Annotated in this window: 21 protein-coding genes; 12 read left to right on the top strand and 9 right to left on the bottom strand. The window is 38.3% G+C overall.

Going from position 1 to position 19,586, the window contains the following annotated elements; translation table 11 throughout:
- The first annotated feature begins 3 nt into the window (after window positions 1-3).
- From AC0L3W_RS14645 to trpS, 5 genes are all read left to right on the top strand, one after another.
- Window positions 4-1,599 (top strand): AAA family ATPase, encoded by a 1,596-nt coding sequence (locus AC0L3W_RS14645; protein ID WP_409440207.1) that lies wholly within the window; start codon window positions 4-6, stop codon window positions 1,597-1,599.
- Window positions 1,592-2,434 carry a Dam family site-specific DNA-(adenine-N6)-methyltransferase gene (locus tag AC0L3W_RS14650; RefSeq protein WP_290040127.1) on the top strand — a complete coding sequence of 281 codons (843 nt, stop codon included), beginning with the start codon at window positions 1,592-1,594 and terminating at the stop codon, window positions 2,432-2,434. Before AC0L3W_RS14645 ends, AC0L3W_RS14650 begins: the two co-directional genes overlap by 8 nt.
- 71 nt (window positions 2,435-2,505) lie before the next feature.
- Complete coding sequence (gene rpe / locus AC0L3W_RS14655; protein WP_290040128.1) at window positions 2,506-3,177, top strand: ribulose-phosphate 3-epimerase; 672 nt, start codon at window positions 2,506-2,508, stop codon at window positions 3,175-3,177.
- A gap of 10 nt (window positions 3,178-3,187) precedes the next feature.
- Entirely contained in the window at window positions 3,188-3,859 is a 672-nt protein-coding gene (locus tag AC0L3W_RS14660) for a phosphoglycolate phosphatase (protein WP_290040130.1), read from the top strand.
- A gap of 21 nt (window positions 3,860-3,880) precedes the next feature.
- Window positions 3,881-4,882, top strand: coding sequence for a tryptophan--tRNA ligase (gene trpS / locus AC0L3W_RS14665; protein WP_290040132.1), 1,002 nt, complete (start codon window positions 3,881-3,883; stop codon window positions 4,880-4,882).
- 82 nt (window positions 4,883-4,964) lie between these two features.
- Here the strand turns inward: trpS and gloA are convergent, their stop codons facing one another.
- A complete protein-coding gene (gene gloA, locus AC0L3W_RS14670; protein WP_290040134.1) occupies window positions 4,965-5,375 on the bottom strand; it encodes a lactoylglutathione lyase in 411 nt (136 codons plus the stop codon).
- 107 nt (window positions 5,376-5,482) lie between these two features.
- Entirely contained in the window at window positions 5,483-6,079 is a 597-nt protein-coding gene (gene plsY, locus AC0L3W_RS14675; protein WP_290040136.1) for a glycerol-3-phosphate 1-O-acyltransferase PlsY, read from the bottom strand.
- A gap of 173 nt (window positions 6,080-6,252) precedes the next feature.
- On the opposite strand from plsY, the gene folB reads away from it, so the two are divergent.
- From folB to AC0L3W_RS14690, 3 genes are read left to right on the top strand one after another with little or no spacing between them, the layout of a single operon-like run.
- Window positions 6,253-6,606, top strand: coding sequence for a dihydroneopterin aldolase (gene folB, locus AC0L3W_RS14680; protein ID WP_290040137.1), 354 nt, complete (start codon window positions 6,253-6,255; stop codon window positions 6,604-6,606).
- Window positions 6,606-7,109: a 2-amino-4-hydroxy-6-hydroxymethyldihydropteridine diphosphokinase gene (folK, locus tag AC0L3W_RS14685; RefSeq protein ID WP_409440206.1), complete on the top strand. Its 504-nt coding sequence runs from the start codon at window positions 6,606-6,608 to the stop codon at window positions 7,107-7,109. The genes folB and folK overlap by 1 nt, the downstream gene beginning before the upstream one ends.
- Before the next feature lie 18 nt (window positions 7,110-7,127).
- Window positions 7,128-7,925 (top strand): undecaprenyl-diphosphate phosphatase, encoded by a 798-nt coding sequence (locus tag AC0L3W_RS14690; protein ID WP_409440205.1) that lies wholly within the window; start codon window positions 7,128-7,130, stop codon window positions 7,923-7,925.
- 62 nt (window positions 7,926-7,987) lie between these two features.
- On the opposite strand, the gene AC0L3W_RS14695 is transcribed toward AC0L3W_RS14690, so the two are convergent.
- Window positions 7,988-9,223 carry a multifunctional CCA addition/repair protein gene (locus AC0L3W_RS14695; protein WP_409440204.1) on the bottom strand — a complete coding sequence of 412 codons (1,236 nt, stop codon included), beginning with the start codon at window positions 9,221-9,223 and terminating at the stop codon, window positions 7,988-7,990.
- A 184-nt stretch (window positions 9,224-9,407) separates the two neighbouring features.
- Between AC0L3W_RS14695 and AC0L3W_RS14700 the strand changes: the two genes are divergently transcribed.
- Both AC0L3W_RS14700 and AC0L3W_RS14705 read left to right on the top strand, forming a co-directional pair.
- On the top strand, window positions 9,408-11,060 hold the full coding sequence (locus AC0L3W_RS14700) for an AAA family ATPase (RefSeq protein ID WP_409440203.1): 1,653 nt from the start codon (window positions 9,408-9,410) through the stop codon (window positions 11,058-11,060).
- A gap of 7 nt (window positions 11,061-11,067) precedes the next feature.
- Window positions 11,068-11,889, top strand: coding sequence for a general secretion pathway protein GspB (locus AC0L3W_RS14705; RefSeq protein ID WP_409440202.1), 822 nt, complete (start codon window positions 11,068-11,070; stop codon window positions 11,887-11,889).
- Between the two features lie 87 nt (window positions 11,890-11,976).
- Here AC0L3W_RS14705 and AC0L3W_RS14710 read toward each other — a convergent pair whose 3' ends face one another.
- The 3 genes from AC0L3W_RS14710 to AC0L3W_RS14720 all read right to left on the bottom strand — a co-directional run bounded on the left by AC0L3W_RS14710 (window position 11,977) and on the right by AC0L3W_RS14720 (window position 14,651).
- Window positions 11,977-12,579 carry a TIGR04211 family SH3 domain-containing protein gene (locus tag AC0L3W_RS14710; RefSeq protein WP_290040147.1) on the bottom strand — a complete coding sequence of 201 codons (603 nt, stop codon included), beginning with the start codon at window positions 12,577-12,579 and terminating at the stop codon, window positions 11,977-11,979.
- Window positions 12,580-12,688: 109 nt separating this feature from the next.
- Entirely contained in the window at window positions 12,689-13,954 is a 1,266-nt protein-coding gene (locus tag AC0L3W_RS14715) for an inorganic phosphate transporter (RefSeq protein ID WP_290040149.1), read from the bottom strand.
- A gap of 16 nt (window positions 13,955-13,970) precedes the next feature.
- The gene (locus AC0L3W_RS14720; RefSeq protein WP_290040150.1) at window positions 13,971-14,651 is read right to left on the bottom strand and encodes a TIGR00153 family protein; all 681 of its coding nucleotides are present in this window, start codon (window positions 14,649-14,651) and stop codon (window positions 13,971-13,973) included.
- 177 nt (window positions 14,652-14,828) lie between these two features.
- Here AC0L3W_RS14720 and AC0L3W_RS14725 point away from each other — a divergent pair, with 177 nt between their 5' ends.
- Together AC0L3W_RS14725 and AC0L3W_RS14730 are read left to right on the top strand one after the other, a co-directional pair.
- Window positions 14,829-16,340 carry a CYTH and CHAD domain-containing protein gene (locus tag AC0L3W_RS14725; RefSeq protein ID WP_290040152.1) on the top strand — a complete coding sequence of 504 codons (1,512 nt, stop codon included), beginning with the start codon at window positions 14,829-14,831 and terminating at the stop codon, window positions 16,338-16,340.
- A 213-nt stretch (window positions 16,341-16,553) separates the two neighbouring features.
- Window positions 16,554-17,699 carry a methyl-accepting chemotaxis protein gene (locus AC0L3W_RS14730; RefSeq protein WP_409440201.1) on the top strand — a complete coding sequence of 382 codons (1,146 nt, stop codon included), beginning with the start codon at window positions 16,554-16,556 and terminating at the stop codon, window positions 17,697-17,699.
- A gap of 101 nt (window positions 17,700-17,800) precedes the next feature.
- On the opposite strand, the gene AC0L3W_RS14735 is transcribed toward AC0L3W_RS14730, so the two are convergent.
- The 3 genes from AC0L3W_RS14735 to AC0L3W_RS14745 all read right to left on the bottom strand — a co-directional run bounded on the left by AC0L3W_RS14735 (window position 17,801) and on the right by AC0L3W_RS14745 (window position 19,586).
- A complete protein-coding gene (locus AC0L3W_RS14735) occupies window positions 17,801-18,145 on the bottom strand; it encodes a hypothetical protein (RefSeq protein WP_290040156.1) in 345 nt (114 codons plus the stop codon).
- Between the two features lie 2 nt (window positions 18,146-18,147).
- Window positions 18,148-18,795 carry a hypothetical protein gene (locus tag AC0L3W_RS14740; RefSeq protein WP_409440200.1) on the bottom strand — a complete coding sequence of 216 codons (648 nt, stop codon included), beginning with the start codon at window positions 18,793-18,795 and terminating at the stop codon, window positions 18,148-18,150.
- Between the two features lie 107 nt (window positions 18,796-18,902).
- Window positions 18,903-19,586 carry a PspA/IM30 family protein gene (locus tag AC0L3W_RS14745; RefSeq protein ID WP_290040159.1) on the bottom strand — a complete coding sequence of 228 codons (684 nt, stop codon included), beginning with the start codon at window positions 19,584-19,586 and terminating at the stop codon, window positions 18,903-18,905.

A 19,586-nucleotide genomic window follows, 5' to 3' on the forward strand; every position in this document is an offset into this window, starting at 1 on the left:
ATTATGGTCGAAAGAACGCTTATTTCGCTTCCTTCACAGTTGCAGCTTTTAGAGCGGCTGCAACACCATATCTATTTATCTTCATCTCTTATTTTTATCACCGGAGAAACCGGATCTGGTAAAACGACACTGACTGAAAACTTATCTAATACTTTACCTCCCGACTTAAAACAGGTTTATCTGTCTTTATCTAATGTCGCTACTGTTCCGGTATTAAGACAAAAAGTGATTGAGCAGTTATTTGACCGTGCTTTATTTAATGCCCAGGACAAACTAGTTGATTCAGTAGAGCGTTTACAAGAAGAGTTTAGTCAACCGCAAAATCGGTTGTTGATTCTTGATAATGCACATCTATTACCAACGGATTTTTTGATTGAGTTATGTGAATTATTAGCGTCCTTTGAATTAACTGAAGAGACGACGGTTAATGTCATGTTATTAGTGGATCCTGCATCAACTAAGCACTTTTTAAGTTATTTAGATTCACATCTAGTTGAAAGATTAAGTCATCGAGTTAATCGTTTAGAGCTAGTCTTGCCTGCTTTAACAATCCAAGAGGCAACGGCATTGTTAGTGCATAATTTCCAACAAATGGGCTATGAGGCTAAATTACAACATCAAGATGCGTTAAATCATCAATTACATCTCTGTGCAGGCAACCCGAAAAAGATTATTTTATTAGCAGAAGAGCTTAGTCAGGGAGGCTTTAAACAAGATAAACATGCTTGGGCTAAAACATGGCTACCAGCTGCGTTATTAATGCTGTCATTGGTTGCTATTGTCTCGGCACTTGGAGTCTATTTGTATCCTAAGTTTATTCCGGTGCAACAGCCCCAGAACGATGTACCTGAGGTAGCGGAACAAGTTCTCCCTGAATTTGAAACGGAATCAAATCTTCAATCAAGCTCAATTTCTGAGCCACTGGCTGGTGGGTGGTCTAGCTTTGACTTAGATATTGATGATAATGAAAGTCTGGTGGGCTTATCCGATGAAACAGAACAGCGGGTGGTTATCTCTAATGATCAATTAATAGAGTTATCTGTACTTGTTGAACAGCCGAATAATGAAATGGAAGAAGCGCCTCAAGCAATGCAGGAACATGCTATACCACCATTATTGAAATCAAATACTCAAGTTGAGGCTGCAGAAAGTAGTGTTGCGGAACAACTGCAAGCGCAGATAAAAGAAAAATCTGAAATCACTAAACAAGCAGTGATAGAGAATACTGAAGAGGTTGAAAATGTGACAACACAGAATCAGCCTCAACCTGAAATAACGCGATCAACAGATAGTTTACTGACAGCTCCCAGGGTTTTATTGAGTAAAAAACCTAGCAACTTAACAATACAAATTTCGGCTATGTCGACGCGATCTTATTTAGCAGATTTTAAGCGGAAGTTTGGTTCAACAGAAAATGTATTTACCTATCAAACTATCCGTAACAATAAACCTTTGTTTGTTGTCGTTTATGGTGAATACACATCAAAAGCATCTGCAAACTTGGCAATTAAAAACTTGCCAAGAGCATTTGCAGGTATGCCTACTTGGATAAAGTCATGGCAAGCAGTACACAATGATTTGCGGTTAAATAATGAATAAAAAAAATAGAGCCTTTTTAAAATGGGCTGGTGGGAAGTTTACCTTAACTGAACAAATTAATGCACGCTTACCAAAAGCTAATAGATTAATAGAACCCTTTGTTGGTGCTGGCTCAGTGTTTTTAAACAGCGATTTCGATGAGTATGTACTGAATGATATTAATCCTGATTTAATTGAAATGTATAAAATTATCAAGCGTAAACCTAAACAGTTTATCCGAGATGCTAAAGTATATTTTCAAGCAAAATATAATCAGGAAGAGGTTTATTACCAATTACGTGAAAAATTTAATAAAAGTGATGACGTTTATCTTCGTTCATTATTGTTCTTATACATGAATCGTCACGGCTACAATGGCTTATGCCGTTATAATAAAAGTGGTGGGTTTAACGTGCCTTTTGGACGCTATAAACAACCATACTTTCCTGAAAGCGAACTGCTGTTTTTTGCTGAAAAAGCGAAAAAAGCCACTTTTACTTGTAAACCATATCAAAAACTATTTTTGTATTTGCGTGATAGCGATGTGTTGTATTGTGATCCACCATACGTGCCTTTAAGTAAAAGTGCTTCTTTTACTAGTTACGCAACGCAAGGTTTTAGTTTGGATGATCAAGCTCAATTAGCTAAGTTGGCGCGTGAAAGTAAAGCAGCAGTGTTATTAAGCAATCACGATACAACGTTAACTCAGGAGTTATACCGTGATGCTGAGTGCGATAAAATATTTGTATCTCGTACTATCAGTAGCAAGTCGACTGACCGTAAACCTGTCGCCGAGTTATTTGCTTTTTTTCCAGCTAAAACGAAATCAAACGCAAACATCGCAAATAAAAATTAGTGTGTTAGTCCCTGCTTAGGTAGAATAACGCACTCATACTTTAGCTTATTTCTATTTAGGAACAGACCATTATGACAGACTATTTAATCGCACCTTCAATCCTTTCTGCAGACTTTGCTCGTTTGGGTGATGATGTTAAAAAAGTATTAGCTGATGGCGCTGATGTGGTGCATTTTGACGTAATGGATAACCACTACGTACCTAACCTAACAATTGGTCCAATGGTGTGTAAAGCGCTTCGTGACTATGGTATCACTGCACCTATTGATGTTCACTTAATGGTTGAACCAGTAGATAGTATGATAGTTCAGTTTGCAGAAGCAGGAGCTTCTATTATCACTTTCCACCCTGAAGCATCTAAACATGTGGATCGTTCATTACAACTTATCAAGTCTTACGGTTGCAAAGCAGGTCTAGTATTAAATCCTGCCACTTCTTTAGAAGAACTAACACATGTCATGGATAAATTAGATGTCGTGCTATTAATGTCTGTAAATCCTGGTTTTGGTGGACAATCATTTATTCCTCATACACTAGAAAAATTACGTCAAGTACGTAAATTAATCGATGCAAGTGGTCGTGATATCCGCTTAGAAGTTGATGGTGGCGTTAAAACAGATAATATCAAAGAGATTGCAGAAGCGGGTGCAGATATGTTTGTTGCAGGTTCAGCTATCTTTAATCAACCTGATTACAAAGCAGTCATTGATGAAATGCGTGAGCAACTGGCTGAAGTAAAATAAATTACTGATTATGACTCAACTTACTGATATTAAATTAATCTGTTTTGATCTTGATGGGACACTAGTTAATAGTGTTCCTGACCTGCGTTTATCCTTAAATGCTATGTTAGAAGAGTTATCTTTACCTCATGTTAATGATCTAGTGGTAAAAACTTGGGTAGGGGATGGTATTCCTAAAATGGTTGAACGTTGCTTACAGCATGTCAACGGTAATGATTTTTCTCAGGACGTACTCGCTAATGCAGTGAGTATTTTCGAGGGATATTATCAGCAATTTTTAAATACGGAGTCTGGCTTATACCCAGCGGTAAAAAGCACCTTATTTAAACTGCAAGACAAAGGTTATAAGATTGCACTCATTACTAATAAAGCTGAAAAATTCTTACCTGATTTACTTGCCTACTTTGGTATTAACCGATGTTTTGATCTCCTACTTGGTGGCGATACATTAGCGCGTAATAAGCCAGATCCTATGCAAGTTGAATATGCTTGTGAGCACTTCAATATTGGTGCTTCAGAGACGGTTATGATTGGTGATTCACGTAATGACATTTTAGCCGGACAGAATGCCAAGGTATCTACCATCGCCTTAACTTATGGTTACAACTTTGGCGAGCCGATTGCACAGATTAACCCAGATTATATTGTTAATCATTTCGATGAATTATTAACATTGCTGTAAGAGCAATGAAGGAAAGTAAAAATGACTAAACCCGTTGTATTAAGTGGATGCCAGCCATCAGGCGGCTTAACGATTGGTAACTACATGGGTGCGTTACGCCAATGGGTAGTGATGCAAGAAACCAATGATTGTCTATTCTGTTTGGTTGACCTACATGCTATTACGGTTCGTCAAGACCCTAAAGCATTACGTAACGCGATCTATGATGGCTTAGCAATGTATCAAGCAGTGGGTATTGACCCACAAAAAAGTACCATGTTTATTCAATCGCAAGTACCTGAACATGCTGAATTATCTTGGATTTTAAACTGTCATACACAAATGGGTGAGTTAAATCGTATGACGCAGTTTAAAGATAAGTCGCAAAAAAATGTTACTAATATCAATGCTGGTCTATACAGCTACCCGGTATTAATGGCTGCAGATATCTTATTGTATGGTCCAAAACATGTACCAGTGGGCAGCGACCAAAAACAACACCTTGAGCTAGCTCGTGATATTGCGACTCGTTTTAATAATGCTTATGGCGATACTTTTGTGGTACCTGAGCCAGCTATTCCTGAGCACGGTGCCCGTATCATGAGTCTACAAGATCCGACTAAGAAAATGTCTAAGTCTGATGATAATGAAAAGAACTTTATCGCATTATTAGAAGATCCGAAAAAAATAGCGAAAAAAATTAAAAGTGCCGCGACTGATTCTGATGAACAAGCTCGAATCTACTTTGATACTGCTGAAAAACCAGGGGTATCTAATCTATTAACTTTATTGTCATGTTCAACAAACCGTTCAATTGATAGTTTGATTCCTGAATATGAAGATAAAATGTATGGTCACTTGAAATCAGATACTGCAGATGCTGTTGTTACTTTATTAGAGCCTATACAAGCTCGTTTTAAAGAGTTACGTGCAGATGAGCAAGCATTACAAGCAATGGCTCGAGTGGGGGCAGAAAAAGCTCGTGAACGTGCTGCAGCGACTTTAGCTAAGGTTTACGATCGTATTGGTTTTTTGCCTAAATAGTTGTTTAGTGAAAATATAATTAATAAAAAGGGCTGATAACATGAGATGTTATCAGCCCTTTTTATAGTAGGTAGTTTGGATATTAGCTTTCGCCTAAACCTTTACCTGCATCTTTTTTATTAATTAACTCAATCATATAGCCATCAGGGTCTTTAACAAATGCAATCACTGTTGAACCACCTTTTACTGGCCCTGGCTCACGAGTAATAATACCGCCTAAGCTTTTGATTTTTTCACAAGTTTCGTAAATGTCATCGGTTTCAATGGCAATATGCCCGTAAGCATTACCCATATCGTAGCTGTCAGTACCCCAGTTATAAGTTAACTCGATCACTGTCGTATCCACTTCATCGCCATAACCAAGAAAAGCCAGTGTATATTTATACTCAGTGTTTTCTGATTGACGTAATAGTTTCATATCTAATACTTGTTGATAAAAATCGATCGATTTTTGTAAATCGGTAACACGTAACATAGTGTGTAATAAACGCATAAGTCTTTCCTTTCATTAAAATAATTAAATGATCAATTTCTCGCTTCTTATCGATTATTTAGATCCTATCATAAATGGTCTTAATGATAGGTTAATCTTGGTATTCATTATTGCTTCCAGTTAACTATTTTTTTCTCTTTGCCTATTAACAAACGACGAATGTTACTGATATGTCGCAATATGATTAAGCACGATAGCATTAACACAGGTAAGGTAAATTCTGGCTTGATGAGATGAACATAAACAGGAGCTGCAATGGCGGTGATAATCGCGGCTAAAGAAGCATAGCCACTGATTGCGACTGTTAATAACCAAGTGATCACAACTAATCCAGTCATATCCATACCTAAAGGCAATAATGTACCAAGTCCGGTTGCAACGGCTTTCCCTCCTTTAAAGTTAAAGTAGGGCGGGAATATATGACCTAAACAGGTAGCAATACCAATAAAGCCAATAGCAAATGGTGGAATGCCAACAAAGTAAGCAAGATAAACAGGGATTGTGCCTTTCAACAGGTCAAAGATAAGTACCAGGCTTGCTGCTTGCGCATGATGCATACGTAGCATATTGGTTGCACCAGGATTTTTTGAACCATGTGTTCTAGGATCTGGCCAGCCTTTATACTTACACAGTAAAATGGCGCCGTTTACTGCACCAAGAAAATAGGCCGATATGCTAAAAATAAGTGTTGCCAGTATAATCATGGTACTTATTTCATCCTATTAAGGTAAAATGCGAGTCAATTATATATTGTCTACAAAGAAAGTCAGTGGCAAGAGCAATTATAATTTTCAGGTTAACATCTGAGTCTACTCGCTAACCGCAACAAAAAAAAGTGTAGTGGCATCAAAATAAAATACAATGATGGGATAGAAATATGGATATCGTTTTTATAAAACAGCTGCAAGTGATCAGTACAATTGGTGTGTATGGTTGGGAAAAGGGTGTACAACAAAAACTCTATTTTGATTTAGAGATGGCACATGATAATAAACCTGCAGCAGCTAATGACGATATTAAGCTAGCATTAAATTATTTTAGTGTTTCAGAGCGTGTTAGCCAATTTGCTCAACAAAACCAGTTTGAATTGATTGAAACCATGGCGGAACGAGTAGCGGCATTAATAATGGAAGAGTTTGCAGTTCCTTGGATTAAGTTAACGTTACACAAACCAGGCGCACTACCTAAAGCGCAAAGCTTAGGGGTACAAATCGAGCGTGGTGCTAAGTAATGGCTCATATTTTCATTGGGGTGGGGTCAAGCATCAATCGACGTGAAAATATTCGTTTAGGGATACAAGCATTACAACAAGCATTTGGTGAGCTGAGGTTATCCAAAGTGTATGAAAGCGAAGCGGTGGGGTTTAAAGGAAGCCACTTTTATAATTTAGTGGTGGAACTATCCAGTGATTTATCCATCGAACAGCTGATAAAACAGTTAAAAGCGATAGAAATACAATTAGGCAGACCATTAAAAGCATTAAAATATGCACCAAGAACATTAGATCTGGACCTACTATTATACGACGATGTCATTGATAATAGTCGTGATCTCCCTCGTGCAGAAATTACTTTAAATGCATTTGTATTAAAACCGTTGGCAGAGTTAGCACCTACATTATTGCATCCTGTTTTGCAGCTTAGTTACCATACTTTATGGTCACAATACCCAGCTGATAAACAGAAATTATGGAAGGTGGATCCACCTGTTATCATCGAATCACTATCATCATAGTAACCAAAAGAGATAAATATGAGTTTTTTAGAAGTTATCGTTCTAGCCTTGATTCAAGGTTTAACTGAGTTTTTACCTATTTCAAGTTCTGCACACTTATTGCTACCTTCTGTTTTATTAGGGTGGCAAGACCAAGGTCTAGCATTTGATCTCGTATTGAACATTGGTACCTTAGCTGCAGTTGTGCTTTATTTCCATAAAGACCTACGCAATATGTCATTGGCCTGGTGTAACTCGATCAAACATAAACAAACGACACCAGATAGCAAATTAGCTTGGTGGATTATTTGGGCGACTATTCCTGCTGCATTGATTGGTTTTTTTGGTAAAGATTATATCGAATTATATCTACGCAGCGGTTATGTAGTTGCCGCTACAACAGTGTTTTTTGGCCTGTTATTATGGTGGGCAGATGCTAAAGCGGTACAGGTTAAAACTGAGTATCAAACAGGGTTAAAAGGGGCAATCTTTTTAGGTTGTGCACAAGCTTTGGCCCTAATTCCTGGTACGTCTCGTTCAGGTATTACTATTACAGCAGGTTTGATGCTAGGACTGACACGTAATGCCGCAGCACGATTTTCATTTTTGATGTCGGTACCAATTATCTCTATGGCATCTGGATACGATTTGCTTAAATTTATCTTATCGGATCAATATGTAGATTGGGGCGCTTTAATGCTGGGCGCTGGTGTTTCTTTTATCAGTGCCATTTTATGTATTCACTTTTTCTTAATACTATTGAATAAAGTAGGCATGTTACCTTTTGTTATATATCGTTTGATACTAGGTGTGGCATTGTTTTACGTGCTGAGTTAACTCATTGCAAACGGCCTTGTGGACGTTTGCAGTTTTCAATCAATATAACCTTAAGCGAATATTTACGTTGGTTTGGGGTTATTATTTTTAAAGTCCTGTACCAAGTCAATTCTTTGTTGTTGTAGTTTATTTCTGATCTCTTGGCCTTGAAATCCCTGCTTAATAATCGCTTGGATATCCGCTGTTAAGGCTTGTTGAAAAGCTTGCCACATATAATCGGCAGTAGGGTAAGGTAATAATTCAAAGCCTGTTCTGCCTTTGGAGTCAGCCACACAACACTGCAACATTTGTTGGAAACGTTGTGGCTTACGCCATGCATCACACTTATCCATAATGCCCACCATAGTGCTTGCGCGTAACTCAAAAGCGCTGTGGATATTAGTATGGTGCTCGCTCACTAAGAGTGCTAAATCTCGACATTCATTAGGTACTTTCAAGCGTTTACAGAACTTCTTAATGACTGCTAATCCCTTGATACCATGCCCCTTATGACTAGGCCATTCACTTTCAGGGGTTAAGGCTTTACCTAAATCGTGTACTAAACAAGCAAAGCGAAAAGCAACGGAATCAGATAATAAACAAGCTTGCTCTACAACCATTAACGTATGAATACCGGTATCTATTTCTGGGTGCCAACGTTTTGGAGCTGGTACGCCATATAAATTATCGATTTCAGGAAATAGGGTTGCTAATGCGCCACAGTCTCGCAACACTTGAAAGTATACTTGCGGACTATCGGTACGTAATGCTTTTTCTGTCTCTATCCAAACACGCTCTGGAGTTAAGCTTTGCAATTCACCACTTGCCGCTATGTCAGACATGAGCAGCATGGTTTCTGGGGCAATACTAAAACCTAATTGGGCAAAACGTGCGGCAAAACGTGCAACACGTAATACTCGAAGTGGATCTTCGCTAAAAGCGGGGCTGATATGGCGTAATACTTTATCAGCTAAATCTTGTTGACCTCTATAGGGGTCTATTAACTCACCATCCGTAGCTTGAGCTATGGCATTGATGGTTAGGTCTCGGCGTGCTAAATCATCCTCTAAGGTGACATCTTCACCGGCATAACAAGTAAAGCCGGTGTAGCCAATTCCCTGCTTACGCTCAGTTCGCGCTAATGCGTATTCTTCAGCTGTTGTGGGATGTAAAAATACAGGGAAGTCTTTACCTACTTGAGTAAAACCTTTTGCTAACATATTGTCTGGCGTGCTATTTGTGACAACAAAATCTCGATCCTTTACTTCGATATCTAATAACTTGTCTCTTACTGCACCACCGACCAAAAACACCTGCATTATCTATCCCCTTAATCACCAATACTCTTATTATAACCAAACTATTAAAAGATGCAGAAGCTTGTGCGTCCCATTAATAATGATTGTCACGGATATATGTTTTAATATGGTGTTAACATAGTAATAATTAGCTTATTTATTTCGGTTTTTATGAACACGGATCCACTCGAGCGTAAGGTTTAAAATGTATCAAGAATTCTTTTCTTTGAAAGAGCAACCCTTCTCCATTTCCCCCGATCCTGATTTTCTATTTTTAAGTGATCGACACAAAGAGGCATTAGCACATTTAATGTATGGCCTGCAGGGGAACGGTGGTTTTGTTTTACTCACAGGTGAGGTTGGAACTGGCAAAACCACGGTTTGCCGTGCATTATTACAGGATATGTCAGAGCAAACTGATATCGCTTTTGTACTGAACCCTGCACAAACTGAAGTAGAGCTTCTAGCAACTATTTGCGACCAGTTTAAGATTGACTATGATGAGCAACGAGCGAGCTTAAAAAGCCTATTTGATGCAATCAGTGGTTGGATGTTACATAACCTAGAAAAAGGGCGCAGTGCAATTGTTTTAATTGATGAAGCACAGCATTTGAGTTTTGCCGTATTAGAACAATTACGTTTGTTAACCAATATTGAATCAAATAATAAAAAACCGTTACAGGTGATTCTTATTGGCCAAACAGAGCTACAACAAAAACTAAAAGAAAACCAATTACGTCAGCTTGCTCAGCGCATTACCGCGCGTTATCACTTATTGCCATTGACGCTACAAGAAACAGAGTATTACATTCAACATCGCCTTAATGTTGCAGGTGCCAGCTACCCTATTTTTGAGACTAAGCTATTAAAGAGGATCTTTAAATACAGCCGAGGTATTCCTCGTTTAATCAATCTTATATGCGACCGTAGTTTACTCTGTGCGTTTAGTCAGAACACACCAAAAGTAACAGCAAGTATGGTTGATTTAGCAGTCAAAGAGATTGACCTAAGCTTAGAGCCCGACAGTACCAAAAATTTATTTAAATATGGCTGGCGAGTGTTATTTCTGGTGACACTTATTGGGATTACCGTTTATCAGGCTCCGAAAATTTGGCATCATTTAATGCAGCCTGAACAAGCCTTTGAAACAGTAAGTGAATTACATTTAAGTGTCATTCCTGTTGAACAACAAGTGCAAGAACAAGCGGTGTTTGATTCGCCAGTATTAACTGCGCCGCCAGTACCAATACAGGATAACTTATCTTGGTTTGATAATTACCCTGCACTGGATTTATCTAAAGGTGAGTTCGCAACTGCATTGCAAACTTTATACGCGGTGTGGGGTTATCAAGTTGAGTTGAGTAGGGCTAATTGTGAGCAAGCGAGTAGAGCTTCATTATTATGTTTATCAACCAATACCTCTTTGGATAGGCTAACCACGTTAAACTATCCTGCTGTGATTGAATTAGCTTCCGATGAAGATATTATCTACGCCGTTTTATATCGTTTTGAAGATCAATTTGAGTTATTAATTGGTACTCAAAAAATAAAGGTAGATCGTGATTGGTTAAGTGAATACTGGAGCGGTGAATTAACGTTATTATGGCAACCACCATTTGATATAACAAAGCCATTAAAATTTGGTGAAAAAAGTGGTCGAGTAATGTGGCTTGCGGCGCAACTTAATCGTTTATATGGCTTGCCAGATACACAGAAAGATCGCTTTGACTGGAAGTTGAAAGAGCAAGTTATTGAGTTTCAGGAAGATAATGGTTTAGTTGCAGATGGCATTGCTGGGCAACAAACATTAATGCTACTCGCACAGCAGTTAGACCCTAAAATTCCGTCATTATTATAGAGGCATTATGTCGACCATTTTAAAAGCATTAGAAAAGAGTAAAGCGCAAGGTGTCACATCACCAGTTGAACCTATTGCCAATAACGGTTGGAAGGTCATGGTAGTATCCGGATTACTTTTAATCGCTATATTATTAGGGGTAGTTATCTTTTTATTGTTACGCCCTGCCTCACAAACTTCGGAGCCAACTGCGACACCTGTCGCTGAAGTATTAGCATCAGAGCCTGTTGTTTTAACAAAAAATATAGGGCCTCTTGAGCAGTCAGAGAGCCGAGTCAGTGAAGTACAGTTTAAAACAATCCCTTTGCCAATTAGGCAAGCTCCTGCACCTTCTTGGGATACAGCTGCAGCAGTGACGACTATCGAACAAGATCCTGCATTGCCTGAGCCAATCAATGAGGATGGGGTCACTGCACAGGATAAGTTAGATGCAATTAATGCAAGGCAACAAGATCAAACAGTTTTATCGGATATTGATTTAGATAATGTGCCTGACTCACTGAAACAGCGCTTTGCTTTAGCTGTTGAAGAAGAAAAAAATGGCGTATTAAGAGATCAAGTTATTGAACAAGGACCCGAAGAAGTCGTTGCATCGGAGATCCATGAAATGCCAATTCGTTTTCAGGAGCAAATCCCAACCATGCGTTATGATTCACACGTGTATTCTAGTGATGAAGCAGACCGTTGGATCCGAATCAATGGTGTCGATATGCGAGTAGGAGATTTTGTGGGGGATATTGAGCTGGTGGATATACTGCCCCAACAGAGCGTTTTCCGTTTAGGTGGGCAAAGCTTCACTATTGAGTCTTTACAGGATTGGAAAGGTTAATAGCGACATTAATTTCAGGGTTATTGGATGGTGTTTAAGCAATAAGAAACGCACCGAAGTGCGTTTCTTATTAGGGATAAAAGTTTTTTACCAGTTATCCGTACGTTTCTTACGACGTGGTAAAAATGGGATAATCAAACCAACTAACATACCAAAGAATAAAACACTTCCTCCGTACATCAACCATTCCATTTTAACGCGCTCATCTTTTGTGTCTTGTAGTAAATCTAACTCCATATTACGCTCTTTTAAATCAGCAATGGTGTCACGAAGTGCTCTTTTCTCACTGTCTAATTGCGCAATTAAGCTATCTTTATCGATGATTGCTTGCGTTTGTTCTGCATTAGCCGCTTCATTTTCACTATTAATCGTATTGAGCTTATCCTGGCTCTCTTGATATTTCTTTTGTAGTGCAGGTAGTAATGATTTTGCTGGCTGTTGAGTTTGAATTTCTGATGCTTTTACCCAACCAACACGACCTGTAGAGGTTCTTACCTGTGAGAATTTAGTCTTTTCGTTATACTGTAATGTATCTACCGCAGTACCTACTTCAATCGTACCAATAATACGATATTGTAAACTTGGACCAGAGTGCATGTAGATAGAAAGTTCGTCACTTACGTATTGTGTTGCCGCAAAGCTGCTGATCGGGAAGAGTAAACACAGCAAAAATAATTTGATTAATTTCAAAAGAAAAACCCTTAACAAATAAATTGAGCAATCATTCTAAAAGCAATTGCCGCTCAGTAAAAGCAAAAAGAGAGCCTAAGCTCTCTTTTTCGTTTAGAAGTATTAATTACTAAGAAAAAATACTTTTTAATAGGTAGAAGAACAAGATAGATAATCCAGCCCCAATAGGTAGTGTTACCACCCAAGAGATAACTATGTTACGTACTACACCTAAATTTAATGCCGCAATACCACGAGCCATACCTACACCTAATACCGCACCTACTAATGTTTGTGTTGTAGAAATAGGTAAACCAGTGCCTGATGCGATAACAACGGTTGAAGCTGCTGCTAATTCAGCGGCAAAACCACGGCTTGGTGTTAAATGAGTAATGCCATTACCAATAGTCGCCATTACGCGCTTACCGAATATAGCAAGACCTAATACGATACCTAGACCACCTAGCGGTAAGATCCACCAAGCAAGTTGTGCTTTAGCTGTAATTTCACCATCATGTTCAACGATATTAACTACTGCAGCTAATGGACCAATTGCATTTGCTACATCATTCGAACCGTGTGCAAAGGCCATCGCACAAGCTGTTACTATCATCAAGATAGCAAAGATTTTTTCTACGTTAGCAAAATGCATCTCTTTATCAGCTTTAGGGTCTATTTTAACTCGGTTAATAAATACTTTACCGATAATGGCTACGATCACACCAATTGCTATTGCTAAGATAACAGCTTCAAATGTTGTGAAGTGTAAGCCGATATGTTTAAGACCTTTCGTAATTGTCACTAGTGACAATACAAAACCAGCTAAAAACATATACAAAGGTACGTAACGTTTAGCATTGGTTATCGGGTCTTTGGTATTAAATATTAGCTTTTGAGAGCTCATAAATATCAAGTAGGCAATAATACCCGAGATAAGAGGGGTGATAATCCAGCTACCCACGATCCCAACAACTTTACTCCAAGTAACACTATCTACGCCAACACCCACTGCTGAAAAGCCAACAATCGCACCAACGATCGAGTGAGTCGTTGAGACAGGCCAACCGTAGAAAGATGCGATAATTAGCCATAAACCTGCTGCTAATAATGCTGCTGTCATACCATAAACGAGTAATTCAGGTTGATCGATAAAGTAAGCTGCATCAATAATACCCTTACGTATTGTTGATGTTACTTCTCCACCTGCTAAATAAGCACCAGAAAACTCAAAGATCATCGCGATGATAATCGCTTGTTTAATGGTTAATGCTTTTGATCCTACAGAGGTGCCCATAGCATTTGCCACGTCATTTGCACCAATACCCCAAGCCATCAAAAAGCCGACTGTACCGGCAAGCAAAATTAGCATACTGCCGTATGTGTTTAAAATATCCATGATTTAGTCCTTAACGCTACGATCTTACTAGGATCAGCTCTAGTTGAGTGCCGATCAGTTCAGAATGGTCAGCTAGACTGCCTACCCACTCTAAAATTTTATACAAAAACATTACATCTACTGGTTTGTAGTTATCTTCAATGGCTAACAAATTGCGGCGAAGTTTGATTTGTAATGAGTCTGTATCATCTTCAATCGTTTCAAGTACTTCAATCATCTTAGTAACGATGTCCACTTCACGACCTTTAAAGCCGGTTTCAAGTAGTTCATCTAATTCATTAATCGCATTTTTTGCTTGTTGGATCGCATCCAAACTACGTTGTATATACGCCATGAAATCAACAAAGATTTCACTTGGTATTTGTAGTTGGCGTCCGTATACGCGTCCTGCGATATCTTTTGCGGTATTAGCAATTTTATCTTGGCGATTAACTAGCTCAATTAAATCAGCTCGGTCAATCGGCATGAACAGACCTTTAGGTAGCGTTAAACGTAATTCACGCTTAAGCTCATCGGCGTCTTGTTCAAACTGAGATATTTGTTGACGTACTTGTTCCGCTTTTACCCAATCATTGTTTGAGCTTGCTTCAAAGAATGGCAACAATAATTCGCTACATACTGCGACTTTGTCCATGTGTAATTGGATTGGTTTAATTGGAGATTTTGCAAATACTCCAAATATCGAATTAACTGGCATGATTCACCTTCGAGTTTTATGGCATTATTGCCACTTTCTAGTTCTATTGACTTCTATTAAGCGGCGCATGTTAACTTTCTTTTGCACACAATAGAACATCAATTTAGTATTATTCAGTAAAATTTACGATTTAAAATGATCCAAACCACCAAAATAAGGGTAATTTCGGTAAACATTATGGAAACAGAAATAGAAATTAAGTTTTTTTTCAATGCACACTTTGCCGATGAATTATTGCATAAAATCAGCCAATACACGGTAATTTCCCATAAAAATCAAATGTTATACAACGTTTATTTTGAAACACCTACACGTGCGTTAAGATCAATGGACATGGGCTTGCGAGTTAGGCGTATTGATGGTCAGTGCACACAAACCATTAAAACATCAGGTCGTGTTATTGGTGGTTTGCATCAACGACCTGAATATAATGAAGCGATAGACGGTTTAGAGCCACAATTAGCGCTATTTAATAAGAAAATTTGGCCTGAAGGTTGTGATATTGAACAGTTACAAACTCAACTATCACCCTTGTTTAGTACTGATTTTAGACGTTTACATTGGTTATTAGAGATGGCTGATGGCACTTTGATCGAAGTCGCTTATGACTGCGGTAAAATAACAGCGACGCAAGAAGAAGCTGATATTTGTGAAATTGAGCTGGAGTTAGTGAAAGGTGATGAAGCGCAATTATTTGTATTAGGCAAAGATATTGCCTCATTGCCACAAGTTCGTTTAGGTAATGTGAGTAAAGCGCAACGTGGCTATATGTTGAATGAAGGTGCGAGTTTTGCTGTCAAGCCTATCGACTTTTCTGATTTACAGCCGGAAATGGATTTAAAAGAAGCCTTGTCTGTGAATTTTCAACATGGCCTAAAACACCTTCAATACCATGAAAATTGCTATCTTGAAGGCGGAGACTTTAATGCGTTGGTTGAATTACAAAAAAGTATTATGTTTTTGCATCAAAATATTCACTTGTTCCATGATGCTGGTACTTCCTTTAAAGGTTATAGCTGGGTAGAGGACTTACAATGGTTAGCAAGAAGCTTCTCATGGGTGGATGAGCGCTTGGTATTTCAAAAGCTATTAGAAAATAAAGCCTATTACATTCGTAAGTTACCGAAACTAAAGCAACTTCAAAAGAATCTACGTTTAGCAGAGCAAGCTTTACCGAGTGAAGAAGATATCTTCAACATGTTGCATAGTTCGCGCTATTGCCATTTTGTATTAGGGTTAACTGAGTGGTTAATTAAACTAGAAAAGACGGCTCAGAAAGAGCAAAACTCAGACTCCCTATTATCTTTCTCAGATAAAGTATTAACCGAGGGGTGGTCTAAATTAAAAGCTGAATTATCTGCAGAGCCAATATTAACGATTGAAAACCTATTACAGCATCAAGGGTTATTAGCGACGAACTTAATGACTGGGTTTAGTTTTGGTAATCTATTTGATGCACAGCGTAGTGTTGAGTATTGCTATCCATGGTTAGATATTTACCAAGGAATGCAGGAGCTTTCAATGTTAGACGCTATCTATGAACAGGCGCTCGAAGAGGAAGATAATGAAATTAGAAATGAATACTTAAAGTGGGTGAAACGTAAACAGTATTCATTGTTAAGTGCCATCGAGCAATCTAAACAATATGCGGTTGCGAATGAAATGTACTGGTTAGAGTCTGAGCACTAAATTTTCTCCGTAACAGGGAGAAGTGAGCCTTATAATAGTGAGTGGATCACAATCCCTTTATATTTACTCCTAATTGGATAATTTTTTCGGTAGATTAAGCTAATGTTTTGAATCTAAAGGCCGATAACCTATTCATGGTTATCTTCCTTTACTTTATGGCAATCAGATTAACTTAATATGATTGCCATTATTTACTTACATTTGAGCGATTTTATGGAAAAAATACAATTAAACGGTTTAGAAAAACAACTCGTTAATACTTCTGCATTAAGTAAAGGTATTCTTTTATTTGTATTGGGTGCAGTCGTTGCGCTGATACTTAGTCAATTTTTTTCGTTTAGCCTGATCCCTGTTTTTATTCTGTTATTTTTATTAAGTCTTTTTGTTGTTTGGCAGGACTACTGCAATCAAAAGCAGTTATCGGTATTACAGAGCTATCTTCAAGATCCGGACTTATCTCAACCAGAACAATTAAAAGGCGTTTTTTCACAATTGTATTTTTTTGCCAGTAACCAAGCTGCTGGCGCTAACCAACAAAGTGAAGCAGATAAAAATACCCTAGGAAAATTGCATGAAGTCACTGAGCAATTTGGCTCATGCATGGAAATGATCAACGATTCTATTGCCGAAGAGTTTGATCAAATAGAGTCATTAGCAACTGCGATGAATCAGATGACAGCTGCGGTACGTGAAGTTGAAGATAATGCTGAAAGTGCTTCTGCTTCTACATTAGAAGCCTCAATGGTTGCAGAGGAAGGGCGTCAAGCAGTTGATGCAACCATTGCCTCGATTAATTCTCTTTCTCGTAATATCGATGATTCAGCAACGGCAGTGAATAATGTTGAATCAAAAGTAGAAAGTATCGGTAGTGTTGTTGATACTATTCGTAGCATTTCAGACCAAACTAACTTACTGGCTTTAAATGCTGCAATTGAAGCGGCTCGTGCTGGTGAAGCAGGCCGAGGCTTTGCGGTTGTTGCCGATGAGGTGCGTAATCTAGCGAAACGTACTCAAGATGCAACTGTTGAGATTCAAGCGATGATTGAACTATTACAGCAAAGTGCACAGCAGGCAGTAGGATTAATGGACAGTAGTGTGAAAGAAGCGGAAGTTGGAGTAACTGAAGTAACGAAAGCTGGCATTAAGTTATCGAATATTGTAGGTAAAGTAAGCCACATCTCAGACTTAAACTACCAAATCGCATCAGCGGCTAAAGAGCAAGCTACTGTTGCCGATGACATTAATACCAATCTCGTTCAGGTGAAAGAGATAGTCGAAGGTTCTGTAGTGGTGCTGCAAGAAGTGACTGAAATGACTGATGAAATTTTAGGTTACACGGTGTTATTAGTGAAAAAATAGCGATTAGGTGTGAAAATAAGCACAATTTAACTGTGCTTGTTTTCAAGTTTATTGTAATGCATTGGTTGATTTCAATATCTATTCTGATATTGCTTACCTATTTATTCTGCTTGCTCAAAATATTCACTACCAGAGGCAAATTGTGTTAACTCTTCAACGACACACTTTTTGATATCTAACTGGTTTTCAGCAGGGATATTATAACGTAAGCCCAACTGTACATAATCATCGGCGCTTAAGCTTACGGTTAAACGAGGACGTTTTGGCTTTTTATGTGTTGGCAGTTCTAATAAATCTCGGATCTTTTCTGAAGGGCTAATCCCTTCATCTAAGGCACTACGGCGAATGCTATATTGCAATTTGCTATCCATATCAAAAGCAATTTGTACTGCTTTGACTACTTTAGCCGATTGCTGCCATTTTTTAGGTAATTCACCGTTTGGCATGCTTACTCTCCTTTGATCCATAATTCTGCAATATCATTGGCAGGTCGAAAACTAGATAAATAAACGTCAGTATCACCATTTTCAAAAATGAAAATATCAATGCCTCGTAACTCTTTATTACCTTCAAGTGAAAAATATTGAAACTCTCTACCGTGGTTTTGATCAGTAAATTGTGGTGGTTGAGTATCACGATAGTCTGCTTGATGGATATAACCCGAGGTTTCAAAATCTTGTTGGATATATTCAGAGGCTAACATGTCACCGTAATTATGTTGTTCAGTAAGAGGCGTTAACCTGGCTTTACCAGGCGCTTCAAAAATCTCAGAAAATGCATCTAAATCAAATAAAGCCTCAACCTCTGCACGACTTAATAGCAAACTACATTTGATTAAGTTTTTAGGGTTCTTGGGAAAGCTTAAGTAAACCAATTTATCACTTGCACCTTGGCTAGTTAATTGAACATAGTGCTCATGTTGAAATTCAACAGTCGTGATATCAGTGACTTGTAATTGTTGTTTGCGCATTGCTTCCGGTAACGCAAAGCTATCACCAAAACAAAATATATCACCTTGTAATAATTGCTTAGGCTCATTAAGAATACGAGTAGGTGCTACGGGTTTCTTTTTAAATAGTGAAGATAGAAAGCTCATGGTGCTCCTTAAACAAGCAAGATTGGTACTATATACTATTTTATATGGCAAAAAACACGACGAGCAAGTGCAGGTCGTGTTTTGGATAGGGCTAAACTACAAAGCCCTTATTTTTTCTTTAAACGATCCAACACTGATTGTGCACTGGTTTGCTGTGCGCCAATGCCGGCATCTTGTAGTTTGCTTTTTAATGTTTGTTCTGGTGTTTCAGCCTCTAATTGCTCAGCTGCTTTTAGTTTATCATCAAACATAGCTTGTTTTTTCTTAATTCTTTCTAATGAATCTTTAGCATTCAATAGTTTAGAATTACTTGCTGAAAAGTTATCGGTAATCGCTGATGTTGCTTTTTGCACACTTTCAGTGGTCTTTACCATGGTTAACTGGCGTTTATATTCAGTTAATTGACGTTCACTTTTCTTGATCAGTTCTTTCAAACGATCTGCGCTACTTAAAAAGCTTTCGTTTGCTTGTTGTTGGTCAGCTGCACTGCTTTCTAATTCAGCTATTTTTTCTGCTACTTCAATCGCTAAGGCTTCATTACCTTGATTAAGCGCTTGCATTGCATAACCTTCGTGCTCTTTGATACTTGCTTGTAGTTGCGCTAATTCACGCGCTGCTTGCATCTGTTTTGCCATCACTTCAGTTAAGTCACGTTTTGCGATAGTGATATGTTTTTCAGAATCACGGATCTCTTGTTCAAAAATGCGTGTTGCGTTAGCGTCAACAATTGCTTCACCGGCTTCAGTTGCGCCACCACGTACTGCTGTAATAATCTTTTTAAATATGCTCAT

The sequence above is a fragment of the Psychromonas sp. KJ10-5 genome (assembly GCF_055808325.1).

Bases quoted from the DNA above. Each gene is read 5' to 3' on its own strand.
- AC0L3W_RS14645 (WP_409440207.1), top strand. From the start codon at position 4: ATGGTCGAAAGAACGCTTATTTCGCTTCCTTCACAGTTGCAGCTTTTA.
- AC0L3W_RS14650 (WP_290040127.1), top strand. From the start codon at position 1,592: ATGAATAAAAAAAATAGAGCCTTTTTAAAATGGGCTGGTGGGAAGTTT.
- rpe (WP_290040128.1), top strand. From the start codon at position 2,506: ATGACAGACTATTTAATCGCACCTTCAATCCTTTCTGCAGACTTTGCT.
- AC0L3W_RS14660 (WP_290040130.1), top strand. From the start codon at position 3,188: ATGACTCAACTTACTGATATTAAATTAATCTGTTTTGATCTTGATGGG.
- trpS (WP_290040132.1), top strand. From the start codon at position 3,881: ATGACTAAACCCGTTGTATTAAGTGGATGCCAGCCATCAGGCGGCTTA.
- gloA (WP_290040134.1), bottom strand. From the start codon at position 5,375: ATGCGTTTATTACACACTATGTTACGTGTTACCGATTTACAAAAATCG.
- plsY (WP_290040136.1), bottom strand. From the start codon at position 6,079: ATGATTATACTGGCAACACTTATTTTTAGCATATCGGCCTATTTTCTT.
- folB (WP_290040137.1), top strand. From the start codon at position 6,253: ATGGATATCGTTTTTATAAAACAGCTGCAAGTGATCAGTACAATTGGT.
- folK (WP_409440206.1), top strand. From the start codon at position 6,606: ATGGCTCATATTTTCATTGGGGTGGGGTCAAGCATCAATCGACGTGAA.
- AC0L3W_RS14690 (WP_409440205.1), top strand. From the start codon at position 7,128: ATGAGTTTTTTAGAAGTTATCGTTCTAGCCTTGATTCAAGGTTTAACT.
- AC0L3W_RS14695 (WP_409440204.1), bottom strand. From the start codon at position 9,223: ATGCAGGTGTTTTTGGTCGGTGGTGCAGTAAGAGACAAGTTATTAGAT.
- AC0L3W_RS14700 (WP_409440203.1), top strand. From the start codon at position 9,408: ATGTATCAAGAATTCTTTTCTTTGAAAGAGCAACCCTTCTCCATTTCC.
- AC0L3W_RS14705 (WP_409440202.1), top strand. From the start codon at position 11,068: ATGTCGACCATTTTAAAAGCATTAGAAAAGAGTAAAGCGCAAGGTGTC.
- AC0L3W_RS14715 (WP_290040149.1), bottom strand. From the start codon at position 13,954: ATGGATATTTTAAACACATACGGCAGTATGCTAATTTTGCTTGCCGGT.
- AC0L3W_RS14720 (WP_290040150.1), bottom strand. From the start codon at position 14,651: ATGCCAGTTAATTCGATATTTGGAGTATTTGCAAAATCTCCAATTAAA.
- AC0L3W_RS14725 (WP_290040152.1), top strand. From the start codon at position 14,829: ATGGAAACAGAAATAGAAATTAAGTTTTTTTTCAATGCACACTTTGCC.
- AC0L3W_RS14730 (WP_409440201.1), top strand. From the start codon at position 16,554: ATGGAAAAAATACAATTAAACGGTTTAGAAAAACAACTCGTTAATACT.
- AC0L3W_RS14735 (WP_290040156.1), bottom strand. From the start codon at position 18,145: ATGCCAAACGGTGAATTACCTAAAAAATGGCAGCAATCGGCTAAAGTA.
- AC0L3W_RS14740 (WP_409440200.1), bottom strand. From the start codon at position 18,795: ATGAGCTTTCTATCTTCACTATTTAAAAAGAAACCCGTAGCACCTACT.
- AC0L3W_RS14745 (WP_290040159.1), bottom strand. From the start codon at position 19,586: ATGAGCATATTTAAAAAGATTATTACAGCAGTACGTGGTGGCGCAACT.